The organism is Candidatus Phycosocius spiralis, assembly GCF_030158815.1.
In the GTDB taxonomy this organism is placed as follows: Bacteria; Pseudomonadota; Alphaproteobacteria; order Caulobacterales; family Aquidulcibacteraceae; genus Aquidulcibacter; species Aquidulcibacter spiralis.
This window is the reverse complement of record NZ_BPFZ01000003.1, coordinates 25,577-42,076: the sequence shown is the minus strand read 5'-3', so window position 1 is coordinate 42,076 and position 16,500 is coordinate 25,577. Positions and strand designations below refer to the sequence as shown.

General features: G+C 52.3%; 13 protein-coding genes. 4 read left to right on the top strand and 9 right to left on the bottom strand.

The genetic code is table 11. From position 1 onward, the window contains the following. Positions 1-6: 6 nt before the first annotated feature. The 7 genes from rimO to PsB1_RS03290 form a co-directional block, all read right to left on the bottom strand. Entirely contained in the window at positions 7-1,335 is a 1,329-nt protein-coding gene (gene rimO, locus PsB1_RS03320) for a 30S ribosomal protein S12 methylthiotransferase RimO (protein ID WP_284359045.1), read from the bottom strand. A 152-nt stretch (positions 1,336-1,487) separates the two neighbouring features. After that, positions 1,488-2,000 carry a CarD family transcriptional regulator gene (locus PsB1_RS03315; protein WP_284359044.1) on the bottom strand — a complete coding sequence of 171 codons (513 nt, stop codon included), beginning with the start codon at positions 1,998-2,000 and terminating at the stop codon, positions 1,488-1,490. A 241-nt stretch (positions 2,001-2,241) separates the two neighbouring features. Beyond that, the gene (locus tag PsB1_RS03310; protein ID WP_284359042.1) at positions 2,242-3,006 is read right to left on the bottom strand and encodes a pseudouridine synthase; all 765 of its coding nucleotides are present in this window, start codon (positions 3,004-3,006) and stop codon (positions 2,242-2,244) included. Between the two features lie 49 nt (positions 3,007-3,055). Next, positions 3,056-3,397 (bottom strand): ferredoxin FdxA, encoded by a 342-nt coding sequence (gene fdxA / locus PsB1_RS03305; RefSeq protein WP_284359041.1) that lies wholly within the window; start codon positions 3,395-3,397, stop codon positions 3,056-3,058. Beyond that, positions 3,378-3,758 (bottom strand): S4 domain-containing protein, encoded by a 381-nt coding sequence (locus PsB1_RS03300; RefSeq protein WP_320412714.1) that lies wholly within the window; start codon positions 3,756-3,758, stop codon positions 3,378-3,380. Before PsB1_RS03300 ends, fdxA begins: the two co-directional genes overlap by 20 nt. Continuing rightward, positions 3,755-6,883 (bottom strand): helicase-related protein, encoded by a 3,129-nt coding sequence (locus PsB1_RS03295; RefSeq protein ID WP_284359040.1) that lies wholly within the window; start codon positions 6,881-6,883, stop codon positions 3,755-3,757. The genes PsB1_RS03300 and PsB1_RS03295 overlap by 4 nt, the downstream gene beginning before the upstream one ends. A 63-nt stretch (positions 6,884-6,946) precedes the next feature. Continuing rightward, on the bottom strand, positions 6,947-7,525 hold the full coding sequence (locus tag PsB1_RS03290) for an alpha-ketoglutarate-dependent dioxygenase AlkB (protein ID WP_284359039.1): 579 nt from the start codon (positions 7,523-7,525) through the stop codon (positions 6,947-6,949). Between the two features lie 363 nt (positions 7,526-7,888). Here PsB1_RS03290 and PsB1_RS03285 point away from each other — a divergent pair, with 363 nt between their 5' ends. Together PsB1_RS03285 and PsB1_RS03280 are read left to right on the top strand one after the other, a co-directional pair. Further along, entirely contained in the window at positions 7,889-8,128 is a 240-nt protein-coding gene (locus PsB1_RS03285) for a hypothetical protein (RefSeq protein WP_284359038.1), read from the top strand. Between the two features lie 243 nt (positions 8,129-8,371). Next, positions 8,372-9,490 (top strand): hypothetical protein, encoded by a 1,119-nt coding sequence (locus PsB1_RS03280; RefSeq protein ID WP_284359037.1) that lies wholly within the window; start codon positions 8,372-8,374, stop codon positions 9,488-9,490. A gap of 28 nt (positions 9,491-9,518) precedes the next feature. Here PsB1_RS03280 and PsB1_RS03275 read toward each other — a convergent pair whose 3' ends face one another. Continuing rightward, positions 9,519-11,795: an NADP-dependent malic enzyme gene (locus tag PsB1_RS03275; RefSeq protein ID WP_284359035.1), complete on the bottom strand. Its 2,277-nt coding sequence runs from the start codon at positions 11,793-11,795 to the stop codon at positions 9,519-9,521. Between the two features lie 132 nt (positions 11,796-11,927). Here PsB1_RS03275 and mutS point away from each other — a divergent pair, with 132 nt between their 5' ends. Further along, on the top strand, positions 11,928-14,576 hold the full coding sequence (gene mutS, locus PsB1_RS03270; protein ID WP_284359034.1) for a DNA mismatch repair protein MutS: 2,649 nt from the start codon (positions 11,928-11,930) through the stop codon (positions 14,574-14,576). A gap of 134 nt (positions 14,577-14,710) precedes the next feature. Continuing rightward, positions 14,711-15,766, top strand: coding sequence for a substrate-binding domain-containing protein (locus PsB1_RS03265; protein WP_284359033.1), 1,056 nt, complete (start codon positions 14,711-14,713; stop codon positions 15,764-15,766). A gap of 218 nt (positions 15,767-15,984) precedes the next feature. Here PsB1_RS03265 and PsB1_RS03260 read toward each other — a convergent pair whose 3' ends face one another. Further along, positions 15,985-16,455 (bottom strand): Lrp/AsnC family transcriptional regulator, encoded by a 471-nt coding sequence (locus PsB1_RS03260; protein WP_284359032.1) that lies wholly within the window; start codon positions 16,453-16,455, stop codon positions 15,985-15,987. Between the last annotated feature and the right edge of the window lie 45 nt (positions 16,456-16,500).

The window sequence follows — 16,500 nt, the reverse complement described above, 5'->3', positions numbered from 1 at the left end:
GGCCATTTAAAGCGCCCTGCCAACTAAGTCATAGTCACCAGATTCGATGATACGGGCGCGCACGATATCGCCGGGTTTTGCACGCTTGAATCCATGTAACTCAACCGCACCATCCACTTCTGGCGCATCCCAGATCGTGCGCCCGATTGGGCCTTCATCATCCACTTCATCGATGATCACATCGACTTCCTTGCCGACTTTGGTCGCCAAGCGCTGTTGGGATACTTCTTGGGCGACCTGCATAAACCGATGCCAGCGCTCTTCTTTCAGCTCTTCGGGCACATGGCCTTCAAGGTCGCGGGAGGCGGCATGTACCACATTTTCATATTTAAAACAGGCGACCCGGTCGATTTGGCCTTCCCGCATGAAATCCAAGAGTAGGGAAAAATCCTCCTCCGTTTCGCCCGGAAAGCCGACAATGAAGGTTGAACGGATAGCAAGATCTGGACATTCCTGACGCCACTTTGCGATTCTGGCCGCTTGCTTTTCCTGATTGGCCGGGCGGCGCATGGCTTTGAGCACTAATGGGCTGGCGTGTTGGAAAGGAATATCCAGATAGGGCAGAATTTTGCCCTGCGCCATCAAAGGCAGAACTTCGTCTACATGGGGGTAGGGATAGACATAATGGAGGCGCACCCACACGCCAAGGCTGCCCAAATCCTGGCATAAATCATAGAATTTCGCGCGATAGTCGCTCTCTTTCCAGCGGCTGGTCGCATAATTGATGTCCAACCCATAGGCGGAGGTGTCTTGGCTGATCACCAAGAGCTCGTTTACCCCAGCACCCACCAATTTTTCCGCCTCTGCCATTACATGGGCGGCTGGGCGTGAAACAAGATCCCCGCGCAATTTAGGAATGATGCAAAAAGAGCACCGATTGTTGCACCCTTCAGATATCTTCACATAGGCATAATGGCGCGGCGTGAGTTTGACCCCGCCTTCGGGCACCAAATCCAAAAACGGATCAGGGCTGGGCGGCAAGGCGGTATGAACCGCACTCATCACGCTTTCATATTGCTGTGGCCCCGTGATCGCTAAGACTTTGGGGTGACGCTCCCGGATCACATCAGGCTCTGCGCCCAAACAACCGGTGACGATGACTTTGCCATTCTCAGCAATCGCCTCACCAATGGCGTCCAAGCTTTCTTCGCGTGCGCTATCTAAAAAGCCGCAGGTATTAACAAGCACGAGATCCGCGCCAGAATAATCTGGCGCGATCTGATAGCCTTCAGCGCGCAAGCGTGTGATGATGCGCTCACTATCCACCAAGGCCTTTGGGCAGCCAAGCGAAACAACACCGACTTTAGGAATAGACTTTTCTACTGCATCTATCATCGCTTGGATTTAGCCTTTCGACCAGTGGCGGGTAAGCTAAAGTCCCCACAGAACTTGAGGGGAATAGGCGTCTCGTCGCATGGCGTAGAGCCACTCTGCCTAAATGCATGCCTAGTACACAGCCCTTGGCTATCTCAACCAGACAATGATATTCACGCCGCGCGGGTGGCCAAAGTCCCTGTCAGCTTTTTGATCGCCTCGTCGCGATTTACGCTTTCGATGGCGGCGACTTCACGTGCCATACGGTCGAGCGCTGACTCATACAATTGACGCTCCGAGTAGGATTGCTCAGGTTGGTTGGTAGCACGGTGCAAGTCACGCACCACTTCGGCGATGGAAATGAGATCACCAGAATTGATTTTGGCCTCATATTCTTGTGCCCGCCGACTCCACATCGCCCGCTTGATCCGTGCGCGCCCCGTCAGGGTTTTAAGCGCGTCGTCCATAATACCTGGGCCAGATAAGGCACGCAGACCCCCAGCCTTAACCTTAGATGTCGGTACGCGTAAGGTCATTTTATCTTGATCAAAGGCAATAACAAACACTTCCAAACTAATGCCCGCTACGGTTTGAGATTCAATACCGGTGATCCGACCAACACCATGGGCCGGATAGACGACGTAGTCGCCGGTTGAAAATAATGCTGTCTTCTTAACTTCGCTCATCGCGAACTAACCCTCGCACCATGCCAACCCATAAAGACAAAAGCATTCTTGCATCGCTACGTGCTTTTTAAAAAAGGCCGTTTCGATGTTAGGTCTTTTTGCTTCGTAAGGTTGGAGTCCACCAGAGAATGCTGTGCAGAACTGCTACAGCTTGACTTTTATAGCATAAAAAAATTGTAAAGTGAAGCGCGTGCAATGTAACCACCCCATGAATTTACTGCCCATGAGTTTTCTCACCACTTTACACATCACCAATCAAGGCTTGGCGCTCTGACGCAGACAATAACCGCCACTTGCCTTCGGGTAGATCGCCCAGCATCAAAGAGCCGATGCGAATGCGCACCAAATCGACTACATAAAGTCCAACCGCCTCACACATGCGCCTGATTTGTCGGTTACGACCTTCTTGTAGAATAAACCGCAATCGATACCGACCAATCACCTCCACTTGAGCGGGCTTTAGCTGACGACCGTCAAGCATTAGGCCAAACCGCAATTTTTCGAGCGCCCAGTTGGTGATTATTCCTTCAATGGCAACCAAATATTCTTTTTCAAGCTCGGATTGTGGGCCGATCAAGGCTTTGGCCAATACCCCATCTTCGGACAGGATTAATAGTCCGCGAGAATCCATATCTAAGCGGCCGACGGGAGCCAGACTGGTTTCTTCATCGGGAAAAATGTCGCATGCACCGACCAGATTTTCAGGTGTCAACAAGCGAATGGCTGGGACTTGTCCGGGCGCTGGGTGGGCGGAGACCACGCCTTTGGGCTTATGGATCACAATGGAAAAGCGGTTATCAAGCTGGGTTTTGCCAGCCTCAGCAATGGTCAGGGTTTGGCCAGGCTGGATTTTGCGTCCTACATCAGCGACCTCAAGTCCGTCAATCGACACCAAGCCCGCTTCAATTAAAGCTTCGGCTTCACGGCGTGAACACACCCCAGTTTGACCCATCCATTTATTGACGCGGGTGGGTCCGGTGCCTTCATAGGTCTTTGACCAATTCATCACGTTCTCTCCAAGGGTCTCACGACCTTGATTGATAGGCTTATCGGCTTTAGTTACCTTCGCCAGGCTTTGGCGAAAAATATTTTTCAAACTTGCCCTTTTCTTTGGCAAAGGCATCGCGATCTGCAGGTGGGTCGCCTTTGACTGTGATATTTGGCCAGATTTTCGCAAATTCCGAATTGATTGCCAGCCATTTGCCGTTGGGTTCATCTTCGGTATCTGGCTTGATCGCATCGACTGGGCATTCAGGCTCACACACCCCGCAATCAATACATTCGTCAGGATGAATGACGAGGAAATTTTCCCCTTCATAGAAGCAGTCCACCGGGCATACTTCGATACAATCCATATATTTGCACTTTACGCAGGCGTCAGTCACGATATAGGTCATGGTCCTCGCGGGGGCTCCTCAACAATAGGTCTGGGCCGATGTGACCGCGCTGACCTGAAAGGTCAACCGGGTCGCGCGTTTCTGCCGCATCATAGAGCATAAAAGCCTCTGAAGCTGGCCCGCGGCGCACACCCATTGCACGCACCTCGATATGGTGTAGCTGTCCACCAAAAGCAAAAGCCAATTGATCCCCGAGGGTGATGTGATAGCCGGGCTTATCAATCTTGCGCACCTGAAATCCAAGGCGCTGCACCCGAACGCCTTTGCGTGTCACAAACTCTGTCGCAAGGCTACGAGTCTTAAAGAAACGCGCACGCCACAACCAAACGTCTAAGCGCGCAGTTTCGACCTCCGCACTCATTCAGGTGTTGGTTCCATTGCAACAGGATCAGTCTCAATGACAACTGCTTCTGGCTTTGGCTTTGGGTGTGTTGGGAGGCGATTTTTCTTTTTTTTGGGAGATACAGTCGGCCGGATGGTTTCAGGCGCGGCTGCAAGCTTTAAGCTAGCAAGGACAGCAAACGGGTTGGTTGGATCAATTGCCACCGCGCCCTTACGACCCTGTGATGGGGGAGCCGCAGCAAAGTTTCGACCCGCATCTGACCTAAAGCCCTTTTTACCATCGCGCCTGCCTTCTGGGCGGGGTAGGTTACGCCCGTGCGGATCATCGCGTCGCGGCGGGCGGGGTGCGCGCGAGGGGTCGGGTTGACCCGTCATGCCTTCCACTTTCGGCGGCGGTGACGGACTTGAATATGCGCGGGATTGCGCAGATCCAGCCGTGTTGGGCTTTCGGTTGGCTCTAAAATCTGGTCGTACAAGCTTAGAGCGTTTTCGCCGCCACAGTGTGACGGTTTCCAACGCTGACGGGGCGGCATCTGGCGAAGGCGTTTCACCATTTGCCACGACTGGGGTTTCCACATCGGGAATCCCACCTTCATTGACTTCGACTTCGATGGCCGTCTCATTGGGGACTGCTTCAGAGGCGGCTTCTTGCGTGGCCGGTGTTTCGCCTTCAGCCAAGATCTTACTTGATGCTTCAACAGGCGTTTTAATGGGCGCTTCGACCGACGCAACAACCGGGCGACTGGTTTCAAACTTTTCCCAGCCCAAAGCCACGACCACGGCTTCAGCTTCTTCCTGTGAAGCCCCAAGCAAGGACACAATCACGGCGGGAAACACACAAGGGCCTTTGGCTCTTTCTGCCGCTTCAAATAATGCATCGGCGATGCGGTCGACAATATCAAGACGCACCGCGCGGGTACCAAACGCGCGAAAGCCCGTTGCGGCTAAGGGCTTGGTTGCCACCGGCTCGCGCATGGTAAAGCTTGTGACGCCTAGGGGTGGCAAGAAGGGTTTTGCCGAAGCGGTATCCCCGCCCGCTGTGAAAAAGGCTAAAAGCGCATGCAATCTCGCGGGGCGCGGCTTTAAAAGAGCAGGCAGATAGATGTTAGCGCGACCAAAGCGCAACCCCACGGCGCGCAAGGCCTGGCGGTCCTCTTGGGTTAATTGTTTAAGATCGCCATCCAAGTCAGCGCGCTCCATGACGCCACCGGCTTCTGCAACCCGGAATGCAACGCCACGAGCCAGGCCTTTTAGAGCTTCGCCTTCAGCGGCCTGCGCCAAAGCCAATAACATCGAAAGATCACGCGTCACAATTTCAGTCAGCCAAGCGTCTAAGCGTTCTTGGGCGCGTTTGAGCGTATCTTCTTGGGCAAGCTCACCGCCAATCATAACCACTTTCGGTTTTAAGAGCGGTTGGTGGCCCATTAACTTCGCAATCTCTGCCCCGCGCCAGATGATCACACCCAGATCGGAAAGCACAAAATCATTGATACCCCCGGCGGCAATGGCATCCAGTCTTTTAGTCAATTCAGGCCGCAAAGCTGTGAAAGCAGCATTTTTAACGGCGCGTTCTTCGAGACCCGTGGCTAAGGGATCAGCTTGAAATCTTAACCCAACAAGGCGGCCAATGGGGTGGCCTTCAACTGTGACTTCCCCCGTCTCTTGTACGTGAACTTCCATTGCATTTTCCCGTTTGAGGCCCTTAAGCAAGGCCGAAGTTCGCTTATCGATAAACCGCTGCATCAAGCGTTCGTGAAGTGTATCAGATAGTCTGTCTTCTATCACCCGTGTTTGGCCTTGCCAGTGACTATTTTCATCAACCCAGTCAGATCGGTTGGCGACATAGGTCCAAGTGCGAATGGCGGCCAAGCGTTGTTGTAGCTGTTCGATATCCCCGTCGGAGCGGTCAAGCTCTTGCACCCGCCTTGCAAACCAGTCCGACGGGATGCGCGCTTTAGGCTTCAACAAATGCTGCGCCAAGCTCTCAATCAGATGCACATGTTCTTCTTGGGGTGCTTTCCGAAAGTCCGGCAATTGGCAAATGTCCCACAGGCGGCGCACGCCAACGGAAGATTTAACTTGGGTCTGCACCCAATCCAAGCCTGCCAAGCGGCGGAAAGCCTCTTCATCAATCGCGCCACGGGTGCGCTTAAGGGCGGGATGGGGCGAGGGCGCTTCTAATGAGGTGATCAGGGCGCCGAGGGAACGATAGTCGAGATCGGCTGTGCGCCATTCCAGCGCGTCTTGAGCTTCAAACTGATGGCCCTCCACCCGCTCAATCGCGTCTTGATCAAGATCGGGGCAATCGGCAGTCTCACCAAACGTGCCATCGGTGCGAAAGCGCCCGGCGCGCCCGGCAATCTGGGCAATCTCATCGGCCCGCAGGGGGCGATGGCGGCGCCCGTCATATTTAGACAGGCTGGCAAAGGCCACATGGTCCACATCCATGTTCAGGCCCATACCAATGGCGTCAGTTGCAACCAAAAAGTCCACTTCGCCCGATTGATAAAGGGCCACTTGCGCATTGCGGGTGCGTGGGCTCAGCGCCCCCATGACGACGGCCGCACCACCCTTATGACGGCGGATCAATTCGGCAATCGCATAGACATCTTCCTGGCTGAACGCCACAATCGCACTGCGCCGCGCCAGCTTGGTGATCTTCTTGAGCCCGGTATAGGTCAAGGTAGAGAGGCGTTCGCGCCGTTCAATCTCAATGCCTGGGATCATCGCGCGGATCATGGGGCGCATGGTGTCTGAGCCCATAAACATGGTTTCCGCTTGCCCGCGCGCGCGCAGCAAACGGTCGGTGAAAATATGGCCCCGGTCAGGGTCGCCACATAGCTGGATCTCATCTATCGCCACAAAGGAGAATGGGCGATCAAGTGGCATCGCTTCAACCGTGGCGACAAAATAACGTGCGGAAGCGGGTACAATCCGCTCCTCCCCCGTTACCAAAGCAACATGGCCAACGCCTTTTTGCCGCACAATGCGATCATAAACCTCGCGTGCCAAGAGACGCAGCGGCAGCCCGATCATGCCAGTGGAATGGCCCAGCATACGCTCCACCGCCAAATGGGTCTTGCCCGTATTGGTCGGCCCCAAAACCGCCCAAACCCTGCTGTCACGATCAATCAAACCAACCATGGGCCAGACCTAGAGTTTTATTGGGGCAGGGGAAACCCTTCGCTGCTGTTGGGGTGGGGCGGGCTAGGCCTGAACGCACCGAAACGTAATCGAGATGCGGCGACTTCGTGGCAGAGTTAGGCCTTGGACTTTGTCGGTCTTGCGGGGTGGAATACCATGCGCCCATCCATGTCGCGCTTCACCTTGCAACAGTAATAAACTGCGCGGATGTAAGCGACACAGGCGCGTTTGCCCACTTTTTGGGTTTGAGAACACCATTGTGCAAGGCGAACCCAAGCTGAGGATCGCGACGGTTGGGTCAAAGGTGCGAACGCAGTCAATATGCGCGCTTATGCCTTGGCCAGGCTCATATTCATTGACGATGGCCTGATTAAAGACATCGGGTAGGGAAAAATGCGCCCCTACCTGCTGGCCAAGGCTGTTGAGCAAGTCCGGCAATGGTCCGATGAATGCCTCTGACCCGCCTTGTCTCTTTTGATAGTTATAACGCCAGCCATAATGCTGAACGCGCCGCCGCAAGCTCGATAACCACGGCTGATCATCCACAAATCCTTGAAGCGCAGCAGCCTCCTCAACACTTGCGAACGCGTCAAGGTAAGTCGCACCAAGGGGTAGATCGGGCTCTTCAAATAGGTCGTTCATTGGTGATAGTTTAAATCAATGCGCTTCGCGCCGTAGGGTGCGTTCCGCACGGAATGCTCTAGCCTAAACCACAAGGCGAGGACTATCGAGATCGTTCATTCGCTTCAGAATACCCCCCCCTTTTTAAAGCCTGCAAACGGTCAATCCCTAACAAAACCAACGAAGCCATGGCGTCAAGGGTTGAACGGCGATCATTTGTCATGCCTCCATATCATCAAAATGATGCGTTTGGTAAATGGATCCCTTTGGATGCTTCGGTCGCTGCGGCGGTGCAGGCCTGCAGAACTGCACCCTACGCGAAGCGCATTAACTACCCACCCCCCCAAAGTTAGAACCCACGTTCTAAGTTGACGGCACGGATGCTTGACCCGCTCATGTGACGGTGCCACCTTTATTAAGAAGTTTCGGCCATCGCGTCAGAAACAGGGTGATCAGGACTGGTTTGATCCCCTTGCAGCTGAGGAGGGTTCGAGCATGGTTGCAGCTGAAATCCAGGCCGCCACGCCCAAAATGCGGGCAAAATCGCGTTCCAATACCAAAGCCACAACCGTGCCGGAAGCTGAAAAGCTGCGCCCGCCGCCCTTGGCTTTAACCCTTGCCTAAGGGCGTGGGGTGATTGAATTGGCCGCTACTTTTGCCACCCAAGGCATTTAGCGCCGTGCGCCTAAAAGCAATGGTCATACACTGTTGGACCTGCCGGGCATTTGGACGTGCGATCATTCCCATTTGAAGGAAAATTACATATCAATTCAATTTTATGGTCATGTTTAGAGCTGTTTTCATACAAGCTTACTAAATGGAGGGGTCTTGCTTTGCCCACATTGTATTGTTTCAGTAGGCGTATCCATGGCTGGCGTTCGGAATTTGGCAGCTTTAGCGAATTCGGCTTCGACCAATCGCGTTTTAAATTTAAATCTGATCGCCAAGCGGTTCCCAGATGATCCGATGCGAATTCGTGCCCCCTTGTTCACGGACAATTTGTTAAACCGTTCAATTTTGGTCAAGCATCGATTGCGTCGAGATGAGCTTTATTTATTACCAACCGGCAGCAGTGTCGCAACAAAAATTATTTTTCCACTTGATTTTGATAATTTGGAATTAGGTGGTCGATCGGTTTTTGTAAATCAAAGAGGCTATCGCCAGGCCATTTGTGACTTGGTAGGTGATCGCGAATTGGAGCTTGAGCAGGATTTTTACATCCTCTCCGTGCTCAATGAATTGCCATCCTTAGACCCATTTTTGGTGCGCGAACAATTGCGTCGCAATCATTTTCAACCTGCTGAATGCTATTTTGCTATCTCTCCAGCGGATTCAGCCAAGATGCAAACCTTCACCAGTGCCGAGATGGCCCCACTGATCAAAATGGCTTTTTCTGAAACCAGCGGTAAAGAAGGGAGAGGCTTTGTTAGTAAGCTGGCCGACGCGCTTTTGTCGACCAATGCTGATGCACGTCTTGATCCATTGCGTGATACCCTAGGGTTGCACGGTGAGCAATTCACTCAGGGTATCTTTAGTTGGAAAGGATTTATCTATTACAAATGGCAATTTTCCGAAATGGTGCAAAGCTTGATCAAAGTCACCCAAGAGCTCAATGCATTTCAATTAAATGGACGAATAGATCAAAACATCAAAGATGAGGTTAAATCGTTGCGTTTGTCTATTAGAACGAGAATCCGGGAAGCCGCTCGTAATTGTAGCCGGGTCTTAGCTCTTTATGATGAGGCATTCGCCGATTTGGTCCATCGGGGTAATACCGCTGCCTTTCGGCGATTTTTATTGGAGGCACCTTTCTTTTTCATGGATTTAGGCCACTCTATGGGGGTCATTTCCCACATATGCTCTTTTTGGGCTTATCGGTTTTGGGGAGGGTTTCATTCAGTGCCAGATGTCGAAGAATTTCGCGACATGCTGTTGGAGTTTGAAAAAAGTCTGGCACCAAGGCCAATTTATACGAGGTCATGGTGAGGTGCACTCGGATTGCCGGTTGCGCCCTTTACCGCTTGGCCGGATTTAGGTCATAGGCTGCCAGGGTAGCTAGGGTCACAATCTCCGAGACTGGGGCCGAGAGCGAACAGATTTGAACTGGATGGCGTAAGCCCACGATGGTTGGCCCTAAGACTGTTGCGCCGCCCAAGACTTCTACCAAGTCTGTCGAGATTTTAGCTGAGTGAATGGCGGGCATCACCAACACATTGGCAGGACCAGAAAGGCGCGAGAACGGGTATAGACGATTGGAATCCTGGCTCAGTGCTACGCTTACCGACATTTCGCCTTCATATTCAAAGTCAATCTCTTCCATGCGGTCCAAGATAGCAACGGCTTCCCGGCATTTTTCGGATCGTTCGCCCATAGGCCTGCCAAAGGTGGAGTATGCAACAAAAGCAACCCTTGGCGTAAAGCCAAGCCGTTTGGCGGCCCCGGCAGCTTGGATGGCAATCCGTGCCAAGCCTTCTGCATTTGGCATTTCAGTGACACTGGTATCGGCTACAAAAATAGTTCGCCCTTTAGCGATCAGAACAGAAAGGCCAATGGGCTTGCTCTTGAACGCTGGATCGATGGCCAACATCACTTCGTTTAAAGCTTGATCGGGTGTTCTAGTTGTTCCTGTGACCATGCCGTCAGCATCCCCCATGGCAACCATGGTGGCGGCAAAGACATTTCGATCCTGATTAATCAGGCGTTGGCAATCACGCATCAAATAGCCTTGGCGCTGCAAGCGTTTATAGAGATAATCGGTATAATCGACATTTCGGTCAGAAATGCGTGCGTTAAAGATGGCTAATCCAAACTCCTCTGGTACTCCAACTAGGGACATATTGCGGCGAACTTGTTCTTCGCGGCCAATCAAAATGGCCTTACCCATTTCTAATTGCTCAAACTGATAAGCGGCACGAATGACGGCTGGGTCTTCGCCTTCAGCAAACACAATGGTCTTTGGATTGGCGCGCACAGCTTCCTGTAGGCTCTGTAAGAGCGAAGCTGTGGGGTCAAGGCGCTGGGCCAGACGGTCACGGTACGCCCCCATATCTTCAATTGGTATGCGCGCTACACCTGTATTCATGGCCGCTTGAGCAACAGCGGGGGGAATCGCAGCGATTAAGCGGGGATCAAACGGGGTTGGAATGATATAATCAGGCCCGAATTTGAGTTGGCGGCCATGATAAGCGGCCATCACTTCATCGGGCACATCCTCGCGCGCTAATTTTGCTAGTGCTTGGGCCGCGGCAAGCTTCATTTCTTCATTGATCGTACGCGCTCGCACATCAAGCGCACCACGGAAGATATAAGGAAATCCCAAGACATTGTTGACCTGATTGGCATAGTCCGAGCGACCAGTGGCAATGATCGCATCTTTACGCACTTCGAGAATTTCTTCAGGGCGAATCTCTGGATCAGGGTTGGCCATGGCAAAAATAATCGGATTAGCGGCCATGCTGGCCACCATGTCCTTGCTAACAGCCCCTTTGGCCGAAAGGCCTAAAAAGCAATCCGCACCTACCATAGCCTCGGCCAAGCTGCGCAACGGCGTATCTACCGCATGGGCTGATTTAAACTGATCCATCCCGACTTGGCGGCCCTGATACACCACACCATCGCGATCACACACAATGACATTCTGGTGGGGTATGCCCAAGGTCTTGATCAACGAAATACAAGACAGGCCAGCAGCACCCGCGCCCGAAACAACCACTTTCATGTCTTTGAAGTCGCGTCCGGTGATCATGCAGGCATTGATCAGTCCAGCTGCGGCAATAATCGCTGTGCCATGCTGATCATCATGAAACACCGGAATGTCACATAATTCTTTAAGGCGGCTCTCAATGATAAAGCATTCAGGGCTTTTAATGTCTTCAAGATTGATCCCACCAAAGGAGCAAGAGATATTTCTGACCGTTTGAATGATTTCATTGGCATCAATCGCATCAAGTTCGATATCAATGGAATCAATATCCGCAAAGCGTTTGAAGAGTACTGATTTGCCTTCCATCACGGGCTTTGAAGCCAAGGCACCCAAATTGCCTAAGCCTAAAATGGCGGTACCGTTAGAGATCACCGCAACAAGATTGCCTTTTGACGTGTAATCATAAGCGCTATCGGGGTCTTTTGCGATGGCCAAAACAGGCACCGCGACACCAGGTGAATATGCTAAAGAGAGGTCGCGCTGGGTAGACATTGGCTTTGAAGCCACAATCGAGATCTTTCCGGGCGTCGGCAGACTATGAAAATCAAGTGCTTCTTGGTCTGTAAAGGTCTTGCGCTCATTGCTCATCGGTTCATGTCGTCCCAATTCAATGTCATTTTTCTTTGCTAGACCGGGCAGGGCCTGGGATCAACGTAGTACGTGATCCAATTGCATGGGCGTGGCTTTGCCAGTTGGGGAATCCGCGGTTAAACCATTCCTATGAATCTAGCTTCCCCCACCCCGGTTATGGCGCAATATCTAGAAGCCAAAGCGGCGCACCCAGATGCCCTATTGTTTTTCCGCATGGGAGATTTTTACGAATTATTCTTTGAAGATGCCAAAATAGCGGCAAGCGCGCTTGATATCGCTTTAACAAAGCGCGGGCGGTATCGTGGCGAAGATATCGCCATGGCTGGTGTGCCAGCCCATTCGGCGGAAGCTTATCTCGCAAAACTCGTCAAGCAGGGCTTTAAGATTGCGATTTGCGATCAAACAGAAGATGTCAGCGAAGCGCGCAAGCGCGGTTCAAAATCGGTTGTTCGCCGCGATGTGGTGCGCATCATAACACCGGGCACCCTCACTGAAGAAGCTTTACTCGACCCACGCAGTTCCAATCGCTTGGCGGCCATTATCTTTGCGATCGGCGGGCTTGAGGGTGCCCTGGCTTGGGCGGAGGTTTCAACCGGCGAATTTGCAGTGATGTCAGCTCCCCTCCAGCGCTTGATTGATGAAGCTTCGGCTTTGTCGATTGGCGAATTGGTTGTAAGCGATGCCGATTTGGATCGCCCGGCAGCAAAAGCCATAGCGGCAGTATCTGGTACAGTTAGTCCCCGACCTGTCGGGCGGACAGATATCCGCCTTGCCACAAAAACACTTGAACTTGGGTTCGGGGTGCAGACTCTAGATGGTTTTGGCACTTTTACAAAGATAGAGCTTTCAGCCCTTGGCCTGATCTTTGATTATATCCGCTTGACTCAAGCAGGCCTTACGCCCCGCTTAAAACCGCCCAAGCGACTTGAGACTGCCGCCTTTATGGCGATTGATGCAGCCACGCGACAAAGCCTGGAATTAGAGCGCAGCCAGCGCGGCAGCCGAGACGGCTCTTTATTGGCTGCGATTGACCGCACACGCTCCCCAGCCGGGGGACGATTGTTGCTAGAGCGGTTGAGCCGCCCACTTTTGGACTGTGAAGTCATCTTTCAGCGTTATGATAGTATTGATTTTTTTATGAATAATGGCGAGCAAAGATCCAAACTTCGCGAAACTTTGGCCCAAATCCCTGATGTAAACCGCGCATTGACTCGGCTAGAACTGGGTCGCGGTGGGCCACGCGATTTGCGTACATTGGCTGTTGCCTTAACCGAGGGTGACGCCATTGGAGCCCGCCTTCCGCTTGATATCCCGGTAGAGATTTCTCAAGCCCGCGACAGTCTCAATTTGAGTCAACAACCAAGATTATCGACCTTGGCCACCCGCTTAGCAGCCATGATTGTTCCAGAACCAGGCCTTTTGGCCCGTGATGGTGGTTTTATTTCGCCAGGCTTTGATTCGGTACTCGATGACATTCGACTTTTGTCCACCAATGCCCGCCAAGTCGTGGCGCAGTTGCAAGCCGATGTATCCGCCCAAGCAGGCGTTGCCCTTAAAATTCGCAATAATGCGGTTTTAGGGTTTTTTATTGAGGCAACACCGAAACAGGCCGAAGCCTTAATGAGCCCGCCCTTAAACGAGATTTTTATACACCGCCAAACCACTGCGAGTGCAGTACGGTTCACCAACCCGCGCTTGATCGAATTAGATGGCCAAATTGCGCGTGCCGCCGATCGGGCCCTGGCCCGTGAACTGGAACTCTGGCATGCAGCTGTGGCCGAGGTTATTGAATTAGCTGAACCCATACGCGCGGTGGGCGAAGCTTTAGCCACCCTTGATGTTGAAGCGGGCCTAGCTCTATGGGCGATTGAAGCCAAGGCCACACGCCCAGTTTTGGATGATGGATTTGGTTTTCATGTTATTGGCGGACGCCATCCAGTGGTAGAAGCCGCTTTGATCAAGGCGGGCCAGATTTTTACCGCCAATGCATGCGCTCTTGATGCCAGTGGCACCGCTGCACCACGGCTAAAACTGATCACTGGACCCAATATGGCAGGCAAATCGACTTATTTGCGCCAAAATGCCTTGTTTGCGATCTTAGCACAGGCAGGCTCATACGTGCCAGCAGAGGCGTTTCATTTAGGTCTGGTGGATCGCATTTTTTCACGCGTTGGGGCTTCTGATGATTTATCCAAAGGGCGTTCAACCTTCATGGTTGAGATGGTGGAGACTGCCACCATTCTTAATAGCGCTGGTCCACGAGCTTTTGTCATTTTGGACGAGATTGGCCGAGGTACTGCGACTTATGATGGCTTAGCGATTGCTTGGGCGGTGGCAGAGTATTTGCATGAAACCAATAGGTGCAGGGCTCTTTTCGCCACCCATTATCATGAATTAACCAGCTTATCTCAGAGGTTGGATGCCTGTGGCAATGCGAGTTTGCGGGCCAAGGAATGGAAGGGTGATCTCATTTTTTTGCATGAACTTGTCGAAGGGGCAGCGGATCGTTCTTACGGAGTTCAAGTTGCTAAACTGGCAGGCATGCCTGCCAGTGCGGTTGCGCGCGCTAAATCTGTTCTGACCCGACTTGAAAAAGGTCAAGGTAGCGGTACGCTTGGCGCGCTCGATGATTTGCCTTTGTTTGCTGTACAAGCGCCCCCCCATGTGCCAGAGCCCCAGACATCTGTGTTGCATCAGACCTTGGCAGATCTTAACCCCGATGAGTTGACGCCAAAGGATGCACTTGATTTTGTGTATGCTCTTAAGAAATTGTTGTAGAGGACCGCGGGGACAAGGCTTGTCGTCAATCTGTCATCATAGTGAAGCGTGCATGTCATATGCAGCGACTAACCCAAGAAAAATTGGATTTGGGTCTGGGCCGTGTAGCTGTTAATTTCTTGGGATCACCTAAAATGAAGTCTAAGCTATTGGCCTTTGGCCTCCTAACGTTAACTCTTTTGATCGTTATAGGCTGCGAGCAATCTAATGAACGTGATCGGGTGACCGTTGTAGGTTCCTCAACTTTGTTCCCCTTCTCAGCTGCTGCAGCAGAACAATTTTCAGCGCGTGGCCGCTTTAAAACGCCAAGGGTGGAATCAACGGGAACCGGCGGTGGTTTTGCCATTTTTTGCCGAGGCTTAGGACCAAGTTACCCCGATATATCGAATGCCTCGCGGCGCATCAAGAAAAGTGAATTTGAGACCTGCGCCAAAAATGGCGTCACTGATATTGTTGAAGTTAAGCTCGGCTATGATGGCATTGTAATCGCCAATTCAAAGGCAGCCACCCCCGTCACTTTGACCAAGTTGGAAATTTATCAAGCCTTGGCCAAGGATATATATAGTCCAGAAAGAGGCGCATTTATTCCCAATCCATACACACGCTGGAGCCAGATCAACCCCAATTTGCCCGATATCAAAATCGATGTCATGGGCCCACCGCCAACCTCGGGGACACGCGATGCCTTTGTTGAGCTCGTTATGGCCAAAGGCGCTATTGAAATACCTGCGTTAAAGACGCTGAAAGAAAAAGACGACAAGGCATTCCAAAAGCGAGCGCTTACACTGCGTGAGGATGGGGCTTGGAAGGATTCTGGGGAAAACGACAGCTTAATTGTTCAGGCCTTATCGCGCTCCCCGGAGCAATTTGGCGTGTTTGGCTTTTCGTCGTTTGAGGAGAATATGGATCGTTTGCAAGCTGCCCCACTAAATGGGGTTGTTCCGACGTCGGAGACGATTATAGAGGGCAAATATGGCGCGTCGCGATCGCTTTATTTCTATGTGAAAAAAGCCAATGTTGGTGTGGTACCTGGCCTTAAGGAATTTGCGATTGAGCTTTTGTCCGACCATGCTGCAGGCCTACGTGGCTATTTGCGTGGGCGTGGCATGGTGCCGCTTCACCCAGATGAGCGCGCCGCCAATTATCAGGTTGCAAAATCCTTGACCGTCATGAGTGCGCCTGAGAAATAGGATCTGGCTACTTAAACCTTTTTAGCAAAAATGTCTGGGACGCGGATTTGGTGCCCATTGTGGCCCAAAACCGCTTTTCGATGATGACCCGTAAAAATCGCCTACGAACAATGAACTAAGGCCATTGGGGTAGGCAAGGCTTGCACCAAAGCCATCCTAGACCGATTGGATGTTATTTCGCCGCTAAGTGTTGTTCTGACTTTGATTATAACGCACGCTCACCGAATCGGTAAGCCGCGTTGTGGCGAGACAGCACGCATGGCAATGGCGGTATTGACCCGCACGACACAAGGTAAGCGGGTGAGAACCTCGCGGTGAATGCGCTCTAGATCAGCGACGTCGCGCGCCGCCACTCTTAATAAATAATCGGCATCACCTGTCATCAACCAGCATTCCAAAACCTCTGGCGCAGTGCGGGCGGCGGCTTCAAATGCCCCCAGATCCCGCTCTGTTTGAGTGCCTAGTGAGATCGAGACAAACACCGTGAGATTGAACCCCAGCTTTGGCGCGCTTAACTGGGCGTGGTAGCCCTCAATTACACCTGCTTTTTCCAAAAGGTCGAGACGGCGGCGGCACGCGCTTTCTGAAAGGGCAATTTTGTCGGCCAAGGCTGTGATACTGGCGCGGCCATCTCGCTGCAAGAGACGAAGTAAAGCGCGATCCTTATCGTCGATTGAAGTGATTTCCATCAAAAAACTCCATTATACCCGCGAAATTCACTAACATGAACCTAT

What these genes read in the sequence shown, in the direction of transcription:
- rimO (WP_284359045.1), bottom strand. Translation starts at nt 1,335, where the DNA reads ATGATAGATGCAGTAGAAAAGTCTATTCCTAAAGTCGGTGTTGTTTCG.
- PsB1_RS03315 (WP_284359044.1), bottom strand. Translation starts at nt 2,000, where the DNA reads ATGAGCGAAGTTAAGAAGACAGCATTATTTTCAACCGGCGACTACGTC.
- PsB1_RS03310 (WP_284359042.1), bottom strand. Translation starts at nt 3,006, where the DNA reads ATGAATTGGTCAAAGACCTATGAAGGCACCGGACCCACCCGCGTCAAT.
- fdxA (WP_284359041.1), bottom strand. Translation starts at nt 3,397, where the DNA reads ATGACCTATATCGTGACTGACGCCTGCGTAAAGTGCAAATATATGGAT.
- PsB1_RS03300 (WP_320412714.1), bottom strand. Translation starts at nt 3,758, where the DNA reads ATGAGTGCGGAGGTCGAAACTGCGCGCTTAGACGTTTGGTTGTGGCGT.
- PsB1_RS03295 (WP_284359040.1), bottom strand. Translation starts at nt 6,883, where the DNA reads ATGGTTGGTTTGATTGATCGTGACAGCAGGGTTTGGGCGGTTTTGGGG.
- PsB1_RS03290 (WP_284359039.1), bottom strand. Translation starts at nt 7,525, where the DNA reads ATGAACGACCTATTTGAAGAGCCCGATCTACCCCTTGGTGCGACTTAC.
- PsB1_RS03280 (WP_284359037.1), top strand. Translation starts at nt 8,372, where the DNA reads ATGGCTGGCGTTCGGAATTTGGCAGCTTTAGCGAATTCGGCTTCGACC.
- PsB1_RS03275 (WP_284359035.1), bottom strand. Translation starts at nt 11,795, where the DNA reads ATGAGCAATGAGCGCAAGACCTTTACAGACCAAGAAGCACTTGATTTT.
- mutS (WP_284359034.1), top strand. Translation starts at nt 11,928, where the DNA reads ATGAATCTAGCTTCCCCCACCCCGGTTATGGCGCAATATCTAGAAGCC.
- PsB1_RS03265 (WP_284359033.1), top strand. Translation starts at nt 14,711, where the DNA reads ATGAAGTCTAAGCTATTGGCCTTTGGCCTCCTAACGTTAACTCTTTTG.
- PsB1_RS03260 (WP_284359032.1), bottom strand. Translation starts at nt 16,455, where the DNA reads ATGGAAATCACTTCAATCGACGATAAGGATCGCGCTTTACTTCGTCTC.